This is a genomic window from Candidatus Nitrosotalea bavarica (genome assembly GCF_900167955.1).
Classification (GTDB): Archaea; Thermoproteota; Nitrososphaeria; order Nitrososphaerales; family Nitrosopumilaceae; genus Nitrosotalea; species Nitrosotalea bavarica.
The window spans coordinates 68,001-86,038 of sequence record NZ_FUYK01000007.1; the positions used below are offsets into that span (position 1 = coordinate 68,001).

The window sequence follows — 18,038 nt, forward strand, 5'->3', positions numbered from 1 at the left end:
AAATGTCCCACAAAGAGATCGAGTTTAAAAAAGGCATGACGGAAACAATCAAACTAACAACAGATCAAATAAAATTAATGTCACTTTTTCAGAATGTGACTGGAGCTACGGCAAGAGATTGTATCGAAGATGAAAAACAGGACCGCGTCATATTTGTAGTAAATCCAGGTAAGATGGGATTAGCTATTGGTAAAGGTGGTTCTACAATAAAGAATTTACAAAATGTAGTAAAAAGAAATGTTGAACTTGTAGAATACTCTGAAGAACCATCTGAATTTCTTAAGAACATGCTAAACCCAAAGTTAGTTTCTGAAGTAAAAATAAACAAGAGATTAGACGGTTCGCTTCAAGCAATTGTTCTAGTTGATGCAAAGAAGAAAGGAATTGTAGTTGGTAGAGAAGGTCGCAATGCAGAAAAAGCAAGACTATTAGCCAAGAGATACTTTCAAATTTCTAGTGTTCTTATTCAAAGTCCGGAGAAAATAATGGAGTAAATGGTATGGCAAAATCACCACTAGGTCTATTTGCAGGAAGAGTTCTAAAGGATAAAAGAAAGCGCCAAAAATGGTCTATAGGTACTTACAAGAGAAGAGAACTAGGTCTTGACAAAAAGGCTAGTCCACTTGGAGGTGCACCACAAGCTCGTGGTATAGTTTTAGAAAAAGTTGGAATAGAAGCAAAGCAGCCCAACTCTGCAGTAAGAAAATGTGTTAGAGTTCAACTCATAAAAAATGGTAAAACAGTTACTGCCTTCCTTCCAAGAGACGGTGCACTTAATTTTGTTGATGAACATGACGAGGTACACGTGGAAGGTATGGGTGCATCCATGGGAGGAGCACTTGGTGATATTCCAGGTGTAAGATGGAAAGTCTTCAAGGTAAATGGAACTTCACTTAAAGAACTTGTTTACGGAAAGAAAGAGAAACCTAGGAGATAGAAAATGACAGAAACACAGAATCTTTTACTTTTTAGAAAATGGGATATCTCTAATATTGATATTAAAGATCCAGGTCTAAAAAATGTAATATCTCTTAAACAAGGAATAATGCCTCTGTCTTTTGGTAGATCAGCACTTAAACGATTCAATAAATCTGAAGTCAATATTACTGAACGACTAATCAACAAACTATCTCACTTTGGAAAGAAATATGCAAAAAACACTGGTAGGATGGGTGGAAAGAAAGTTCGTGCAATCAATACAGTAAAAGCAGCATTTGAAATTATACATCTTAAAACTGGAAAAAATCCAGTTGAAGTTTTGATTAGAGCAGTAGAACATTCTGCTCCTAATGAAGATACAACTAGAATAGTTTATGGTGGAACTGTTTATCACGTTTCAGTAGACGTTGCTCCACTAAGAAGAGTTGATCTGGCATTAAGATTCATAGCAGAAGGTGTTAGAGATGCATCATTTTCTAATCCAAAAGCAGTAGAGGAAAATCTTGCAGAACATCTGATACTTGCTGCTGCAAATGACATGAATGCTCCTTCTGTTAAGAAGAAGAATGAATTAGAAAGAATTGCAATGGCTTCTAGATAGAAGTCATTTTTTAAAAATAATAGATAGCCCGAGGCAGATTCGAACTGCCGTCCCCAGGTGTCCTCTCGTAAGATCCAGAGCCTGAGATCCCTAACCCAAAATTGTTTGGCCGCTAGACTATCGGGCTACCGAGACGACTGGTATTTCTTGAGAATATATTATTTTGTACTTGCCTCACGAACTGCAGTAGCATAATCACAATTTGCTCCAAGTCTCATGTAAGGAATTAATCTATAATGAATGGAGTAGATCTTGTTTTCTTTGTATAAAATTCCTTTTAACAAAAGTGAGACAAAACCTCCCGCAATTCGAGATGATGGAATGTTCAATTCCTTACATATTTGATCACGTTTTTTCTTGTATTGCAGAGTGGTAAAGCTAATCGTATTTACTTCCAAAATTAATGGCCACATGACTTTTTCCCAGACAAATCTTCGATTTTGAGTAGCAGATGCATACTTTCCCTTCTCTTCTAACATTGATAACGTTCAAAAAGTTCTGATCTCCATTTATTAGTTGATGGTATCAAAAATAGAAGAAGCGTTAGATCTATTATCAAAAAACTGGAAAATTGAGCCTATCATTCTAGATTTTATTCTGGGTAGAAAAACAGATGTTGCTGACTTTCAGGTTAAAGTAAATGATGTAGTTTTTCATATTCCATATCTTAGGGATGAAAATGGCTATGTATTGTGGAAATGCTTCTGGCCCGACTGTCATAATTGCTGTAACAGACAAGGAAGACTTCCACTAACAAGTAATGATCTAATAACAATAAGCAAGAATCTAAAATACAACAAAGTCTCTGATTTTATAAAAAAAGAGACCAATATCACTACTTGGGAAGAAAAGGGACCTGAAGGAAATTCAGTGGTAATGACTATGATAAATCTAAAACGTAAGGAAGATGAAAAAGAGTCAGAAGATGGAACTTATATCCGATGTAGATTTCTTGATGAAAAAGGCTACTGTGGACTCCATCCGTCTAGACCAGGAGTGTGTTATCTTTACCCGTTCTCATCATGGCTTGAAAATGAAAAAGGAAGAGCCAGAGTACATGCTACATTTCAATTTACTGGGGATTGTCCAGGATTTTATTTTGCAAAATCTCATGATGAAATGAAAGAAGTTTTACTTGAATATTCGAAAACGATCTATGATTATACTATGAATTCAAATAGAACAACAAGAGAAAATTTTGGTTATGTAAGTATGTGATTCTATGCCCTTGCCACTTTCATCATATCTGTCATCTTGATCTCCATTCCAAATCTGCTCTCGTTTTTCTTCATATATCTATAGATGGATAACATATCAACAAAATTCTTCATTATTCCAAACTTGCTTTCCATTTTGTTTCTTACAAAAGCTAATACCTTTGAATAAATTGCAAATTTTTCAAGTACCATCTGCCTATATCTTTCATTATTTCCTAATGTTTCAACAAAAATATCGCCACAAGTCATACTTGGAATTATTCCCTCACCAAGTAGTGGGTAAACCGTTCCTATTGATTCTCCAACTCCAACCACCTTTCCATGATAGAATGGTTCACAAAGATTAGGGGTAGCAAGACGTATCGGTCTTCCAACTGTCTTTAGAACTTTACCTCCATATTTTTTTAAGAATGCATTAGTTTCTACAATGTGATTTCTATTTTTATCTCCAGCGCCAATATGTGCAAGTTTATCACCTAGTGGGAAATACCAAAAATATCCGCTGATGGAAGAAAATGGTTTGAGATAAAAATCATCAAATGGTACCTTGTCTTCGTATTGTACTTTGTATTGAAAAGTTGGCAGATGGAAATCTTTTTCAAGTCTTGGTAAGTATGATCGATGAAAACCTGTGGAATCAACAATCATATCAAATTCAGGTTCTAAATCCTGTAATTTTGGGGCAGCTCCGTAATGTATCTTACATCCTTTTGCCATGTCTTTTATCAATCCAATCTTGTTGTACGTACAAAGTCCTTTGAGCTTAATTTGGAATCTTTCTAAACCCATGTCAACATACATCTGTTTTCCATCATGAATTAGATAATCATTAAAATCAAGTCCAACTTTTTTAGAAAATTCTTGCATTGGTGCTTTTGATGTGCCCCACGCACATATGGAATCATGATTTTCTTGTGTAGATCTTTCAAAACCTACTACTTCATGTTGATTCTTCAATCTTGCAAGGAGATATGCTCCTGCAACTCCTACTCCAACTACGGCAATCTTCAAGCGATCTTATACCATAAATTACCTAATAAAAACATGCGGCAATTATTATTCTATTAAGATGGCTGGTTTGTATGGTCTAGCTGTTCTTGATTTATTTTTCGGATCATATTTATCTTGATCTGATTCTGCAAATACTTGAGACATAATTCCAAATTCTGCTTGTACAAGTGAATCTAACTCAAAAAGAATTTTCTTCTCATCGATTAAACCACTTCTATTTTTTGTCTCTCTCTCTTCCTGTGATTCTGATAAAATATCATTAACTGTTTTTTTAACAAAATCAGGATCCTTCTTTATTTCCTCTGTTTCCTTGTCTGCAATGAGTGATTTTATTAAAGTGCCTATGTTTACCTCACCTTCAACAACTTTAGCTAAAATTTTCTGATAAGCTTTTACTTTCCATGGTGCTGGTGTGTAAATTGTTATTTTTTTAGGAATGATCTTTGTGACCTTGATTATATTTTTGATATCATCCATCGTATTTTTTAATAGATTTTCAGATTGAATTGAACCAAAATCAATATTGCCAGCATGATATGTAGGCCAAGAAGACTTTGATACAATACCTGGATTTCCTAATCTGTACCACATCTCTTCTGATACATATGGCGCAAAAGGTGACATCATTGTTACTCTCGTAGAAAATATTTCATGCAATATTCCTGAGAAATCTTCACGTTTCTTTGCGATAACTCGTTTCATATACCACTGAAGATCTGACTCAAATTCGTAGAGTATGAAATGTAGTGCTTCTCTTAATCTCATTTTTTGTATTGACGAAGTTGTCATGAAAGTCAATTGTTCAATCTTACTTTTTATCCATCTATCCTCCTGTTCAAGTTTGATATTGTGAGCAGATTTGTATTTTGAGCATTCGTCTAACATGCTTTCTAACTTGTTCTTTATTCCCTTGACTGCCTCTTGGTTGAAATCTGCATCTTGTAATAGCTCCGCTGAAATTAAAATTGCGAGTCTTATAGAATCAGCCCCATGAATTCTTATGGCATCTCTAAGGGGAATTATATTTCCTTCAGACTTTGACATCTTTTTTCCATCCATTAAAACTGAACCATTGACCACAATTTCTTCAGGCCAGTATTTCTTGGGAAATATTGCTATGTGGTTGAAAATAAAAAATGTTAGATGATTGGGTACTAGATCTCTGCCTGAATGTCTTGCATTAACTGGATAAAAATACTGGAATTCATTTTTTATCTTCTCCAGTAGATTTGATGTTATTTTACATTGAGACGAGACCGTTTCCGAACTTCCTTTGTTCAAAAATACATAATCAAAAAAAATATCAGATGTATTTTCTGATGTAATTTCTTTACTGTTAACATATTTTGCTATTGTATAATATGCCATGTAAATTACTGAATCTGATAGACTCTCTATTATCCAGTTCTTATCCCATGGTAATTTTGTTCCTAATCCGTGTTGTCTTGCACATGCTCTCTCTCGGAGCCAATCTACCACATTATTGAATTCATTTCTAATTTCTTCTGGAAGAATTTTCATCTCATTTATCCATGAATGAACTTTTGTTTTCCATTCTGGATCTGAATAGTTAAGAAACCATTGATTGTTGAGTATTTTTACTACGCATTCTGCACCACACCTACATCTTATAGGTGTCTCATTTAGTTCGTACAGAATATCAGCATTTCCAGTTTGTAGCATCCATTTTTTTACTTCATCTTTTGCCTCTGATACTGTCTTGTTTACAAATTTTCCAGTATTTTGTTTTAATCTGCCACTGTAAAATTCCTTTGAGTATATTTCCTTGGTCGCTTCTTCTAACTTGGGATTGTTCTGATTTTCAATTTGAAGTCTGATTATTACATCTTGAGCAGGAATTTCTCCATAGCCTTCTGTTGCAATTATTGATATGGCTTTAATATTCTGAATCTCAGAAAGATTAGGATATTTTGTAAATTCTTTTTTCAAATCTTCTAAAGCTTGATAATCAAAAGGAGCATGTGCTGGAACTGACATTACTATGCCTGTACCATTCTCGCTTTTGACAAAACTTGCAGGTAGAATTAGAACTTGATCATTTCTTTCAGGAACCTGAACTTTTTTACCTATTAGTTCTTTGCCTGATATTTTATCTAATCTTGTTATTGTTTTATTGTGAAATTCTAACTTTCTTGCACACTCGCTTGTTACTATCCATTCTTCATCATTTACTTGTATGATTTCATAAACAAATTCTGGATTTATCCAAATGTTTGTTACCCCAAAAATAGTCTCAGGTCGTAATGTTGCAGTGGGAATGATATACTTCTCATACTTGAATTTGATAATTGTGTATTCTGTAAAACTTGGCTCTACATCTCCCTGAGTATCATGTTGAGAGACAGGATTCTGATCCTTTGGACACCATCCTACAGGGTGGGTGCCCTGAATTATCAGATTCTTCTCTTTTAATTTTCTAAACTGCCACTCAATAAATTTGCTATACACAGGATCTACTGTAGTAAATTCTCTTCTCCAATCTATTGAATAACCCATCTCTTTCATTCCTGCCTTTATTTCTTGGTGGAAATAATCTGCAATTTTTATCGGCTCTGAAAATTCTCTTATCTTCTCATCTGGAACCTTGTATATATTGCGAAATGTTTCTAATAATTTTATGTCATTGTCTTGAACTCTTCTGGCCATGCCAAGGATGGGAGTTCCTGTATAGTGAAACCCCATTGGAAATAATACATTGTAACCCATCATGCGCATAAATCTTGCATGAACATCTGCCAACGTGTATGTTCTTCCATGTCCAACATGTTGCGGAGAATTGGGATATGGATAAGCTACAGTCACAAAGAATTTTTTTTCATTATTAGGATCAGTCTCAAAATATTTCTCAGTTTCCCATATGTGTCTCCATTTTTCTTCAAGTGAAGCCCAGTCCATTTTACTATCTCTCTCCAATAACTGATTTCTCTATGGTCAGGAGGGCATCTTTTATTTTTGATAGATCTTTTCCTCCGCCCTGACCAAATGTGTCTCTTCCACCGCCAGAACCGCCAAGTACTTTGGATACATCCTTTACTAGATCTCCTGCTTTCTTGGTCGAAATGGCTTCAGAACCACAAAACGCAATTATCTTGATTGTTTCATTTTTTATTATTAATGCGCAGTAGATCAACGATTTTTCAATCTTGGTTGCCATCTCTCCTGTGGATATGTGAAATTCTTCATCAAGTTCTTCCTCAACTGTACTGTAAAGTTTCACCTGTCCGATATTCTTTGCCTGAGTAATTGCCTCTTTTGCAGATGACTCTGAAGTTCTTTTCATTAATTGCTTTAATTTTCTTTTTGCATCATTAGAATCATTCATCACATGTTCAAACGATTCTAACATCTTTTCTTTGCTTGAACCAAGTGATTTTACTATATGTGAAATCTTTCTATCTTGATTTTGAGTATACTTTACTGCGGCCTCACCAGAAACAAATTCTAGTCTTACAACCCCGTCTTGGATTCTCTCAGCTTTTGTAATTTTTATTAATCCTAATTCACCCGTCTTTTGAACGTGAGTTCCACCACAAGCTTCCACATCGAATCCTTCTATGTTGACAATTCGTACTAGTTTTACTGGAACTACTCCTCCCTGATAAATTCTAAAGCCATACTCTTGTTCAGCTTTACCTCTTTCAAACTGATTGATTAATATCGGAATATTTTTTCTTATAGTGATGTTTGCAAGATCCTCTATCTTCATTATTTCTTCTTCTGTGAGATTTGAATGGTGAGTAATGTCCAATCTTGCATAATCTACATCCTTGAATGCAGAATGCTGCCAGATCCATGAGCCTAATATGTTTCTTGAAGACGCGTTTAGTACGTGAGTACTTGTATGATTACGTGTTATTCCAAATCTTCTTGTAGAATCAATTTTACATTTTACAATTATGCCTTCTTTTGGTGTAGAATCTTTAATCTCATGTAATACGACATTACCATGTTTTGTGACGTCTATCACATCAAATTCAGAAATTATTCCATGATCTGGCTCTTGACCGCCTCCTCTTGCATAAAATGACGTTTTATCTAGTATGACAAATTTATTATTGATCACTCGAAGAACTTTGGCTTCAAATTCATGAGGATCATCTTTGTAATATAGCAATTCTGTATCGGGTATTCCCTCCAAATTCAGTTCTTGTTTTTTTTCAGTTTTCTCAGATTGGTGCAAATCTGTTAATCTTTCATAGAACGTTGAAGGAATTTCTGGTATTATCTGAGATTCTTTGAGGAAATCTGGTGTTATACCATCTGACTCGTACAAGCGAATGAGATCATCTACTGTTAATTTCTTATTCTGTGTCTTGAGAGTGATTGCCATGTTTTTCATTCTGACTCTAGATTCGTTGTAACGACTCTTTTCTACCTCGATTATTGTTTTAACATCATTACGAGTTTGTTCAAGCTCTGGGTAAGTTGATTTTAGATAATCTATGTGAAGATCAATCAAGTCATTGAGATCAAAATTCCAGCCAAATCTATCAATCGTAGCCAGTGTTCTCCTTAGAATCATTCTCAAGTTATAACCTCCTCCAACATTACTTGGCAATGCGCCATCAGAAATTGCAAAAATGAGGGTTCTCAAATGATCCGCTATCATGTATATGCCTTCAAGTGGTGAAATTATCTTATTCTGTTTTGTTTCGTCTAAACCAGCAATTCTTGCAGCGGTTTTTCTGACTATTGAGATATCTTCTGATTCAGATAGAGCTTTTGCAACTGCCATAAAATATTTTGAAATTATGCTTGAATCTATATCAATACCTATTTTTTGTATCATGTGGTTTGTTATGGGTCCAAAACAGCAATCATATGCAGTTGGAGTTCCCATTGTTATCCATGCGAATCTTTCAAGGCCTGCGCCCATGTCGATAATCTTTTGATCTAAAACAGAATAGTTATTCAAATCTCCTTGGAATTCCGTAAATACTGCATTACCAAGTTCTAAACCTCTTACAAAATATTCAAGTGACGAACCAAAAGATCCTCCTCCTGCCCACACATCTTCAACAAATACTATTTCCTTTTTGTTAATTCCTAATCTATCTGTAAGAAGTTTAAAATCAAGTTCTACACATCTATCCTTCCAATATCCTTGGGAATTTGGTATACTATGTTGTCCTATCATACAAAAACTAGAAAAATGTCTTCCAGTTACTCCGACATTCTCAATATCTTTGAATCTGAGACAAGTTTGAGGGACAATTAACGGATTGGCCGGAAATTCAAAGACAACTTTGGAACCCATCACTCTCTGAAAATCCACAATTGATGCAATCGTAAAATAAAGGTCATCACGCCATCTGCAAACTACTGGATACCTTCCAACTGATTTATGATTATTCTGTACGAAGAAAGATTCTACTTCTTTCCATGCTTGTGTATAATCAAATCTCTTGTTTGTAGGAGGATCACCAATGAAAGAATAACTATTTTCTATATGATCCGGGCACAAATTCATGTTATCATCTAAAGTCCAAAAATATCTTCGACATTTGCTGCATGATTTTCTTCTAAATCCCTCATCTTCAAATAATGAAACTTTATAGTATCTTTCTGGATCCGTAGAAAACTTTGAAAGGATCTGATCTTTGTCCATTTCACAATTTTTTCTTCTGACTGATATTAAGCATTCTGAAGCAACACATTAAATATGATTTATTAGAAAAGTTTCTCATGTTTCAAAAGAAGGGCTGGAAAGAAGGAGACTTTGCCTTTGCATCCAAGCCCAATGGCGAGTATAATGATATCATTGTAGGCATTGTAACAGGAGTAGAAAACAATAACATTGGTGTTAATGGAATTGTAATAAATCCTGTAGGTTTGAAGAATAAAGTGTTACAAGGAAAAGCTGGTCCTCAATCCGTTGAAATTCTGAAAAATCCTAAACCTAAGGAGTGTATCTTTGCCTTGATCTATAGAGTTGAATTCAATAATTTTACTGGAGTATTTGATGTTGATACTAATGACGTTTACAAAATCCACAAAAATATTCATAATATTATTTCTGGTTGGGTTAGAGAATCAATTCCTGAATTGATTAACAATGTTCTCTCTTTACCTAATGGTCCAGAAAGAGATCAGGCAAAGCGACTCCTAAAACAAAGAATGGATACACTTTATGATAAAGAATTGAAGAAATACATGTATTCAATCTGTAGAGGTCTTAAGATCTTAAACTAGAAAAGGCATTTTTTATTTATTTTTTCTTAAAAGCTCCATAGTTTTATATTATGCCTCTTGCAAAATTTGTTTACAATGGAATACGTATACGCTGCGTTGCTTTTGCACAAACAAAAGAAGGAAATCAACGAAGCAAATATTGCTAATGTTGTAAAGGCTTCTGGTGCTGAAGTAAATGAGGCACAAGTAAAAGCACTTGTAGCTGCACTAGCAGATGTGAACATTGAGGAAGCAATCAAAGCTGCCCCAGTAGCAGTTGCTGCACCAGCCGCACCATCAGGTGGAGCGGCAGAAGGAAAGAAGGAAGCTGAATTACCATCTGCAAAGACCGAAGAACAGGCTATGGAAGGTCTTTCAGCACTATTCGGTTAAAACTGTAATTTTTATCCCCTTTTTGTAATTTCTTAAAAACATTATTTACTATAGTCTTGGTTAATTTGTTATTTGACTGATTTATCATCCCCGATTCAGTTTATTGTCTTGATATTGGATTTGTTTGGAACTATGGCTTTTGCTGTCACCGGTGCATTCAAAGCAATAGAGAACAAGGCAGACATTGTAGGAATTATTATTCTTGCAACAATAACAGGTGTTGCAGGAGGAACTATACGGGATATCATCCTTGGTCATTTCCCTCCTCACTCTATTTCTGATCCAAATTATGTAATTGTTACTACAACAACTGGTGTTATCATATTCTTTCTTTATCCAAAAATGCAAAAACACTGGAATTTATTTTTAAAATTTGACGCACTTGGATTGGGAGTCTTTACTGCAATTGGTGCCACATTGGCATATCAATTATTTGGAATGAACTTTCTTGCTATGGTCATAGCAGGAATGCTTACAGCTGTGGGAGGAGGAATTCTGCGAGATATGTTTGTAAAAGAAATACCTATGGTTTTTGTCAAAGAGCTTTATGCATCAGCAAGTTTTCTAGGTGTTGTTGTTTTTTACATTCTTTTAATTATTAAATTTCAAATTGAAGTGGCAACAATCGGATCAATTGTAGTTACTACTGTGCTAAGACTAGTTGCTATGAAATACAATTGGAATTTACCCAAAGTGCGTGAATAATTTTGAGTTATTGAGCGCTGTAGTTCTTTAGCTTTGTTGATAGTGATTTGGCTTGTCCATGAGCTCTCTGAATCGTTGATTCCTTAGTGTCTTCAGTAAGGAAACCTGATTCTATTGCAAGTGATCTTGCCTGCTGAGCAGCTCTTGAAAGTATGATGTTGACGTTCTCCTTGGTTACATATCCTATTTCTATGGATAATGCTAATGCTTCTTGATGGGCCTGAGCAAAAGCCAATCTATATTTTTCTAGGTCCACTGTTAATTCTTCTTGATTGTAAACTATCTTCTCCTCCAAGGCGGAGTTTAATACTATGCCTGCCTCTACCGCCTTGACATCAAGCTTACTGAGTAAGGTAGCCAATTTTGCAGATATGGTATCACCTTTCTTTGCAGCTACTGAATCCTTGGTTATCCAAACTGTTCCTTGATCAATTTTTGTTGAAACTCCAGCCTCTTTGAAATCTGTAAGAATTGGTCCAGGAGTAATTCCTGTGTTACCTGCTTTAATTACCACATCTATACTTGCTTTATCTCCACCTCTTGCAGCCATCATTATTTTGTTTTTACCTAGTAGAATATTCAGTCTGATTGGACTCATATTTGTAAACATCAAAACACATTGTCCAACTAATTTTTCTGCAAGTTTCTCAAGTCCTGGAATCTTTAGTGTAGAAAGTGACTTTTGTGCAACTTTGTCTTTGATGCTTACGATTTCAACTTGTCCTTTGAATTTTTTTCTTAATGGCAATAATTGTGAAGATCTTACTTTTTCCATTCTAACTAATGCTACAACTTTGTATTTGTTTGGTAATTCTTGAAGCTGCTGATACATCTGCATTTTCTTTTGAGGATATTTTGTTCTATTCTGATGCATCTTACTTCGTTCCTGGTTGCTGTACTGGTTTAATTATTTTTCCCATACTTGTCTTGATCATTATTCTCTTGATGTTCTTATCACCACTTGGTAATTTCTTTTCTATCGTACTAATTACTGCATTAGCATTTGCAAGTAAATCCTCATCAGACATTGTTTCATCCCCTATCTTGCATGCCAAAGAAAGAGAGTTTTTCAATTTCACTTTGATTGAAGTTCTGAATCTTTCCAATATGGAATCAATTGGAGCATTGAACGGAAGTGGTGTAGGCATCTTGCCTCTAGGACCCATGAATTGACCTAATGTCTTACCGACATTTGCCATGACTGAAGTATCTGCAAGGAAAAAGTCATAACCGTTAATTAATTTGCGTGATTCCCTCTTGTTTGTACCCATTTGTGTTATCTGTGCACTATCTATTACCATGTCTGCATTAGCACTCTTTGCTTTTACACCAAGATCTCCTGAAGCGATTACGCAAATTTTAGCTGGTTGACTCATCTTTTTTGGTAATTGAACTGTCTCAGTTATTGCAAATCCTTTCTTCACATCTACATCTCTGAAAGTCATGATTAGCTCTACTGACTGCTTGAATTTTCTTGCCTTTGTACTCTTTTTAGCCTCTGTTATCATCTGAGATATCTGTGACTCTGTAATCATTACGAAATCTTCCTGATTTGCCTATTTAAAATCCTTTAGCGACAAAACCATTCGAGAAATGCTAACATTCTAAAATTTTCATATTGTTGAACTTATCTTGAAATAAGAATACATTTCGCAAAAGGAACTTACATTTATTAAATACTAATAGAAACAAGTCGCAAAGTTGCACAAATTCGATGAATTAGATATGAAAATAATTACTGAACTTAGCCGAGACGGTAATGCGTCAGTTCCTAATCTCTCAAAAAAACTTGGAGTAAATACTTCGGTTCTATATAGTAGAATAAAGAGACTTGTTAAGAAAAAATTAATCAAGAAATTTACTATTGTTGTTGATGAGTCTTTGATTGGTATAGGAGTAAGAGCTACTATGGGTATTAACAGGGATCCAAAGTTAAAGGACCAGATCCATAAGGCATTGATAAAAACTCCTGAAATAGTAGCAATATCTGAAGTCACTGGACGTTTTGATATTCTGTTAACTCTGAGAGCACAGAACCTCGAAGAATTACATACTGTGGCTATAGAAAAAATAGGTAAGATCGAAGGAATACTAAATACTGAAACTTTTGTTGAATTGCAAAGAACTGATAAAGATCCGATTTATTCTGTAATCGAATAATTTACTTGAATTTATCGTCCCACTTACCTGCTTCTAATTCGGCTGTTGCCTCTTTGGGATTTTTACCATCTATTTTTACTCCGAGTGCCAAGCAAGTTCCGATTATTTCCTTTGCAGCGGATTTGATATTTAATGCATAGGATGAATCTATTTTTAACTTTGCAACTTTGATAACTGAATCAGGTGATATTTCTCCAACCCATGTTGCACCAGAAGTTCCTGAACCTTTTTGAATGCCTGCCTCTTTTAAAATTAAAGCTGCTGCAGAAGGAATTCCTACTTCTACTGTCCATGTTTTTGTCTTCTTGTCTACATTGACTGTAACTGGGACTTTCATTCCCTCGAAATCTTTAGTTTTCTCATTTATTGCCGTGACTATCTGTAAAATATTAACACCCAATGGTCCCAATGTTGGACCTAGTGGAGGACCGGCACTAGCTTGGCCTCCTGTGACAAGTGCAGAAACACTTTGCATATCTGCCATGATATTTTTCTTCCCTCTTAACTGTAAATTTAATCCTTGCTAATGAGTTGATGGTTTAAGATAATTTGCATCAACAGTAACTGGTAATTGATATGGCGCATCAAGTAAAATTACAGTAGCCTCTTCTTTATCCTGATCTACTCTTGTAACTGTGGCTTTCATACCTTTGAAGGGACCGCCAATAATCTCAACAACTTGATCCACGACTAATTCTGAAACTGTAGATTTCTTTACCAAATATCCTTCGATATCTTTGAATGTTAATTCTCCTCTTAGTTGACCTCTAATGTGTCTGATTCCCTGTAGTGCATCAAATGCTGCATTGGCATCTATGGCCTCCACAACAACATATCCTTTGAGATTCTCTAGAAGAAGAACTGACTGTATGTTGAGTTTTTTTAGTTTAATTCTGTTTTCTAGTAACCCCATGACAACTTTCTCTTGACCACCGGTGGTTCTAACTGCGAAAAAGTGTGATTTTGTTTCTTGTTCCATTCTATCTATGTCCTAAATTAATAACGGCAAATGTGAATTGAATTATGAACCCGATGGCACCAAGTGTAGCCATACCAAGAACTACTAATCTCAAATGTTCCATGTAGTCTTCTTTATCTGACTTTTTGGCAAGTTTCATGGTGTTGACCATGTCCTTAAGCATCTGTTTTGGGTTTATCTTTACCATTGGAGGACGTTAATAAAGTGTCCTTATAATTCTTATTTTATGCAACTACTCGTAGCATACCAATCTGATCCTGCGGGTTCTAACATGGCATCATTCATTTCAAAACAAATGAAAAAAGAAGATGAGATTTATCATGGAAATAATTTTGACCTTGTAATAATACCAACTCCAGCAATATCTGCTGATTGGCTTGAAGAAAAATATCATTATGACGGTTATGTGTTTTTATCAAAACACGCATCTGAGAGTGGCACACTTGCGTTGACATGCCATAGTACAGGAAATTTCGGGGATGCAATATTTGGTGGATTTCCGAGGCAGGTGGCAATACCACATCCACATTTCCAGAAATCATACATGAAACGATTATGGGAAGAAAGAGATACTTTTTCAAAATTTGATATAACAATAGAGGCAACTCATCACGGACCTACAGCCTTGAGTAAGCCTACTTTATTCATTGAAATAGGTACAACTGAAAAAGAATGGACTGATAAAAAATTGTGTGAAAGTGTAGCAAAAATCGTCCTAAAAGAAATGTCTGAGCCACAAAAGAAATATGATGTAGCCATATGTTTTGGAGGTACACACTATCCTAGTAAATTCAATAAAGAATTACTCAAGGGTGATTTTGCACTGGGAACTGTTATTCCAAAACATGCTTTAGATGATCTTGACAAAAACCTTTTTGATCATGTTGTAGAGCGAAATATAGAAGCTAAATTTACATTGGTAGACTGGAGTGGACTTGGAAAGAACAAACAAAAAATTGTTGATATGATAAATTCAACTGATTTGGAGATGGTGAGGATTTGAATCTTGAAAATGAGGTATATAAAAAACTCTTACAAGTACCAAAAGGAAAGGTAACAACTTATTCTGAGCTTGCAAAAGCAGTGGGTCTGAAAAATGGACAACGATCTGTTGGAAGAATGATGAACAAAAACCCATTTCCTGTTATTGTTCCCTGTCATCGAGTAATTTTGTCTAATGGTAAGATTGGAGGTTATGCTTGGGGTGAGAAGATTAAGACTAATATGTTATCTAAGGAAGGAATTAAAATAAAGAACGGAAAAATTCTAGATTCAGATAAAATCTATAGATTTTGAATCTATTTCTTGGTACGAACTTCTTCTATTAGGCTACGAAGGTGAGCCAAGTTTCTTACTTGATTTCCACCGACTTGTTTGTAAAGTTTCCAATAGCTTGGATTTGTTATTTCTTTTCTTGATTTTGAAACTTTTAGTTGGTGTCTCATTGCTCTTATTCTCTTGACATACACTTCTTTCTTTCCTACTCTTGATCCTTTTCTTCCCTTCTTGGAACCTTGTTTAGTTCCACGTTTGCGTCTTTGAGATTTCTTGAAATGTGCTCTTCCTTTTGAAGTTCCTACAATTGATTTTATTTGGATTGTTCCTGCAGTTATCAGACTTCTAATATTGTCACGAGTAATTGCATCTGTTACATCATCTAGATATTCTGGATCAAATCGTACTCTGCCAGCTCCTACTCCAAGAATTCTGGAGACGAGTCGCCTTTTTGATTTAAGATTTACTACCACTCGCTGACACTCTCGCGTTGAATACTTTGAAGTTCTTCTCTATTGCTTTTGTAATTATTTCCGTTCTTTTCTTTTTTCCTACTCCATGAGCAAATCTAACTCCATCTTTCTTTGGATCAAGTCTCTCCAAGTCTTTTAAGTTGTAAACTAAATTATCCGTAAATCCTGAAGGATGTAATCCTCTTGCTATTTTTGGTCCGCCATATCCTATTCGTACTAAAGCTGGCCATCCTTTCTTCTGTTTTCTCTGATGATTATCCATGCCTTTGGGCTTTCTCCATGTCTCTGCAAGTTTTGAATATCTCCAGCTCTCTTGTCTGACAAAGGCTGGCCTATGCTCAGCTACCTTCTTCCTAAGTTCAAGAGCTTCTTTATTGATCGGCATGTACACGACTCTGACTAAATTTTACAATAAATACGTTTCTTGTTTCATCATTTATGATCCGAAGAGATAATAAGGAATTTCATAAGGAATCGTCTTACCCGATGATAGAGGATTTGGAACCTACGATCACGCGTCATGTTGTATCTCAATTGGAGCAAATGGGAATTAGGCCTTCAAAGATACAACGAAATTTGCCAGTCAAGACCTTGATTGATTTAATTGAAGAAAGGAATGAAGGAATTCTTACTGCAAATGGGGCTATAGCAGTAAAAACTGGCAAATATACGGGAAGGTCTCCAGATGATCGTTTTATAGTAGATGATGAACAAACCCACAATACTATTGATTGGGGTAAAATTAATCACCCCTTTCCAGAAGATAAATTCGATAAAATATTTGAAAAGATAAAAAAATACATCGATGGCAAAGATATTTTCATCTTTGATGGATTTGTAGGAGCAGACCCAGAACATAGATTGGCAATTCGAATCATAACTGATCATCCGTGGCAGAGTCTTTTTATACGACAACTCTTCATTAGACCGACTGTTTCAGAGCTTGAAGCACATAAGCCAGAGTATACAATTATCGCATTAAATGATTTCAAGGCAATGCCTGAAATAGATGGTACCAGAAATGATGCATTCATTCTTCTTAATTATACAAAAAAAGTTGTTTTAATTGGAGCTACATCATATGCTGGAGAAATAAAGAAAGCTATGTTTTCAGTAATGAATTACATTTTGCCATCACGCGATGTCTTTCCAATGCATTGCTCTGCTAACATTGGAAAGAATGGTGATACGGCTTTGTTCTTTGGTCTTTCAGGTACAGGAAAAACTACACTATCAGCAGATTCAAATCGTAATCTAATAGGTGATGATGAACATGGATGGTCAGATAGAGGAGTTTTTAATTTTGAAGGTGGATGCTATGCAAAGTGTATAAATCTCAACAAAGAAGCTGAACCACAAATCTGGGATGCAATAAGATCTGGTGCAGTTCTAGAAAATGTCGTGATTGACAAAAACACTATGATGCCAAATTTCCATGATGGAAGTATTACGGAAAATACCAGAGCAGCTTATCCTCTTGATTACATCCCAGGTGCAGTAATACCAAGTCTTGGAGGAAATCCACAAGTCATAGTATTTCTCACTGCTGATGCATTTGGTGTATTGCCGCCTATAGCTAGACTGACAAAAGAAGGAGCCATGTATCATTTTATGTCTGGGTATACAAGTAAACTTGCAGGTACTGAAAGAGGAATTACTGAACCAAAAGCAACCTTTTCAGAATGTTTTGGTGCTCCTTTCATGTCCAGACATGCATCAGTTTATGCAAAATTACTAGGTGAAAAAATTACAAAACACAAGACAGTAGTTTATTTGATAAATACTGGTTGGTCAGGTGGACCCTATGGAATTGGAAAAAGAATGAACATTCATTATACTAGAAGTATGGTTACTGCTGCGCTCTCAGGGGAGTTGGATAAGGTAAATTATAGACACGATCCGGTCTTCAATTTGGATGTTCCAACTACATGTCCAGATGTTCCATCTGATGTATTGAATCCAAGGAATACTTGGTCTGATAAAGATGCTTATGATACATCTGCAAAAAAACTAGCCCAAATGTTTGTAGATAACTTCAAAAAATTCGGTAATGTTTCTTCCGAAATACAAAATGCTGGACCGCATACCTGATT

At 35.3% G+C, this 18,038-nt stretch carries 22 protein-coding genes and 1 tRNA gene; 11 read left to right on the plus strand and 12 right to left on the minus strand.

The genetic code is table 11. The features are described from left to right. Positions 1–35 precede the first annotated feature (35 nt). From C0Q33_RS03600 to C0Q33_RS03610, 3 genes are read left to right on the plus strand one after another with little or no spacing between them, the layout of a single operon-like run. Positions 36–494 carry a NusA-like transcription termination signal-binding factor gene (locus C0Q33_RS03600; protein WP_101477598.1) on the plus strand — a complete coding sequence of 153 codons (459 nt, stop codon included), beginning with the start codon at positions 36–38 and terminating at the stop codon, positions 492–494. Between the two features lie 5 nt (positions 495–499). Beyond that, positions 500–937, plus strand: a complete 438-nt coding sequence (locus tag C0Q33_RS03605; protein ID WP_101477235.1) for a 30S ribosomal protein S12 — start codon at positions 500–502, stop codon at positions 935–937. 3 nt (positions 938–940) lie between these two features. Further along, entirely contained in the window at positions 941–1,540 is a 600-nt protein-coding gene (locus tag C0Q33_RS03610) for a 30S ribosomal protein S7 (protein WP_101477236.1), read from the plus strand. Positions 1,541–1,564: 24 nt separating this feature from the next. Here the strand turns inward: C0Q33_RS03610 and C0Q33_RS03615 are convergent. Both C0Q33_RS03615 and C0Q33_RS03620 read right to left on the minus strand, forming a co-directional pair. Continuing rightward, positions 1,565–1,667: transfer RNA gene (locus C0Q33_RS03615), tRNA-Gln, on the minus strand. A 31-nt stretch (positions 1,668–1,698) separates the two neighbouring features. Next, positions 1,699–2,019: a hypothetical protein gene (locus tag C0Q33_RS03620; RefSeq protein ID WP_101477237.1), complete on the minus strand. Its 321-nt coding sequence runs from the start codon at positions 2,017–2,019 to the stop codon at positions 1,699–1,701. 37 nt (positions 2,020–2,056) lie between these two features. Between C0Q33_RS03620 and C0Q33_RS03625 the strand changes: the two genes are divergently transcribed. Beyond that, a complete protein-coding gene (locus C0Q33_RS03625) occupies positions 2,057–2,758 on the plus strand; it encodes a YkgJ family cysteine cluster protein (protein WP_101477238.1) in 702 nt (233 codons plus the stop codon). Between the two features lie 2 nt (positions 2,759–2,760). On the opposite strand, the gene C0Q33_RS03630 is transcribed toward C0Q33_RS03625, so the two are convergent. Genes C0Q33_RS03630 through alaS form a run of 3 tightly spaced genes read right to left on the minus strand, consistent with a single transcriptional unit; the run spans position 2,761 to position 9,397 of the window. Further along, positions 2,761–3,768, minus strand: a complete 1,008-nt coding sequence (locus tag C0Q33_RS03630; RefSeq protein WP_101477239.1) for an NAD(P)/FAD-dependent oxidoreductase — start codon at positions 3,766–3,768, stop codon at positions 2,761–2,763. A gap of 45 nt (positions 3,769–3,813) precedes the next feature. Next, positions 3,814–6,684, minus strand: coding sequence for a leucine--tRNA ligase (leuS, locus tag C0Q33_RS03635; protein WP_101477599.1), 2,871 nt, complete (start codon positions 6,682–6,684; stop codon positions 3,814–3,816). Positions 6,685–6,688: 4 nt separating this feature from the next. Continuing rightward, entirely contained in the window at positions 6,689–9,397 is a 2,709-nt protein-coding gene (gene alaS / locus C0Q33_RS03640; RefSeq protein ID WP_101477240.1) for an alanine--tRNA ligase, read from the minus strand. Between the two features lie 77 nt (positions 9,398–9,474). On the opposite strand from alaS, the gene C0Q33_RS03645 reads away from it, so the two are divergent. The 3 genes from C0Q33_RS03645 to C0Q33_RS03655 all read left to right on the plus strand — a co-directional run bounded on the left by C0Q33_RS03645 (position 9,475) and on the right by C0Q33_RS03655 (position 11,058). After that, positions 9,475–9,981: a hypothetical protein gene (locus C0Q33_RS03645; RefSeq protein ID WP_101477241.1), complete on the plus strand. Its 507-nt coding sequence runs from the start codon at positions 9,475–9,477 to the stop codon at positions 9,979–9,981. A gap of 75 nt (positions 9,982–10,056) precedes the next feature. Then, positions 10,057–10,353, plus strand: a complete 297-nt coding sequence (gene rpl12p, locus C0Q33_RS03650) for a 50S ribosomal protein P1 (protein WP_101477242.1) — start codon at positions 10,057–10,059, stop codon at positions 10,351–10,353. A 72-nt stretch (positions 10,354–10,425) separates the two neighbouring features. Beyond that, positions 10,426–11,058 (plus strand): TRIC cation channel family protein, encoded by a 633-nt coding sequence (locus C0Q33_RS03655; protein ID WP_101477243.1) that lies wholly within the window; start codon positions 10,426–10,428, stop codon positions 11,056–11,058. A 7-nt stretch (positions 11,059–11,065) separates the two neighbouring features. Here C0Q33_RS03655 and rplJ read toward each other — a convergent pair whose 3' ends face one another. Together rplJ and C0Q33_RS03665 are read right to left on the minus strand one after the other, a co-directional pair. Beyond that, positions 11,066–11,932, minus strand: a complete 867-nt coding sequence (gene rplJ, locus C0Q33_RS03660) for a 50S ribosomal protein L10 (RefSeq protein WP_101477244.1) — start codon at positions 11,930–11,932, stop codon at positions 11,066–11,068. 1 nt (position 11,933) lies between these two features. Further along, positions 11,934–12,593: a 50S ribosomal protein L1 gene (locus C0Q33_RS03665; RefSeq protein ID WP_101477245.1), complete on the minus strand. Its 660-nt coding sequence runs from the start codon at positions 12,591–12,593 to the stop codon at positions 11,934–11,936. 190 nt (positions 12,594–12,783) lie between these two features. Between C0Q33_RS03665 and C0Q33_RS03670 the strand changes: the two genes are divergently transcribed. Then, positions 12,784–13,218, plus strand: a complete 435-nt coding sequence (locus C0Q33_RS03670) for an Lrp/AsnC family transcriptional regulator (protein ID WP_177996815.1) — start codon at positions 12,784–12,786, stop codon at positions 13,216–13,218. Between the two features lies 1 nt (position 13,219). Here the strand turns inward: C0Q33_RS03670 and C0Q33_RS03675 are convergent, their stop codons facing one another. From C0Q33_RS03675 to C0Q33_RS03685, 3 genes are read right to left on the minus strand one after another with little or no spacing between them, the layout of a single operon-like run. Beyond that, positions 13,220–13,702, minus strand: coding sequence for a 50S ribosomal protein L11 (locus C0Q33_RS03675; protein WP_101477247.1), 483 nt, complete (start codon positions 13,700–13,702; stop codon positions 13,220–13,222). A gap of 39 nt (positions 13,703–13,741) precedes the next feature. Then, a complete protein-coding gene (locus tag C0Q33_RS03680; RefSeq protein ID WP_101477248.1) occupies positions 13,742–14,197 on the minus strand; it encodes a transcription elongation factor Spt5 in 456 nt (151 codons plus the stop codon). 1 nt (position 14,198) lies between these two features. Then, positions 14,199–14,384 carry a SecE/sec61-gamma family protein translocase subunit gene (locus C0Q33_RS03685; protein ID WP_245867304.1) on the minus strand — a complete coding sequence of 62 codons (186 nt, stop codon included), beginning with the start codon at positions 14,382–14,384 and terminating at the stop codon, positions 14,199–14,201. Between the two features lie 39 nt (positions 14,385–14,423). Here C0Q33_RS03685 and C0Q33_RS03690 point away from each other — a divergent pair, with 39 nt between their 5' ends. Both C0Q33_RS03690 and C0Q33_RS03695 read left to right on the plus strand, forming a co-directional pair. Continuing rightward, complete coding sequence (locus tag C0Q33_RS03690) at positions 14,424–15,200, plus strand: D-aminoacyl-tRNA deacylase (RefSeq protein WP_101477249.1); 777 nt, start codon at positions 14,424–14,426, stop codon at positions 15,198–15,200. Next, the gene (locus tag C0Q33_RS03695; RefSeq protein WP_101477250.1) at positions 15,197–15,493 is read left to right on the plus strand and encodes an MGMT family protein; all 297 of its coding nucleotides are present in this window, start codon (positions 15,197–15,199) and stop codon (positions 15,491–15,493) included. The genes C0Q33_RS03690 and C0Q33_RS03695 overlap by 4 nt, the downstream gene beginning before the upstream one ends. A gap of 2 nt (positions 15,494–15,495) precedes the next feature. On the opposite strand, the gene C0Q33_RS03700 is transcribed toward C0Q33_RS03695, so the two are convergent. Both C0Q33_RS03700 and C0Q33_RS03705 read right to left on the minus strand, forming a co-directional pair. Continuing rightward, positions 15,496–15,945, minus strand: a complete 450-nt coding sequence (locus C0Q33_RS03700; protein WP_101477251.1) for a 50S ribosomal protein L19e — start codon at positions 15,943–15,945, stop codon at positions 15,496–15,498. Further along, on the minus strand, positions 15,929–16,330 hold the full coding sequence (locus C0Q33_RS03705; RefSeq protein ID WP_101477601.1) for a 50S ribosomal protein L32e: 402 nt from the start codon (positions 16,328–16,330) through the stop codon (positions 15,929–15,931). Before C0Q33_RS03705 ends, C0Q33_RS03700 begins: the two co-directional genes overlap by 17 nt. Positions 16,331–16,431: 101 nt before the next feature. Between C0Q33_RS03705 and pckA the strand changes: the two genes are divergently transcribed. Next, entirely contained in the window at positions 16,432–18,036 is a 1,605-nt protein-coding gene (pckA, locus tag C0Q33_RS03710) for a phosphoenolpyruvate carboxykinase (ATP) (RefSeq protein ID WP_101477252.1), read from the plus strand. Positions 18,037–18,038: the final 2 nt, after the last annotated feature.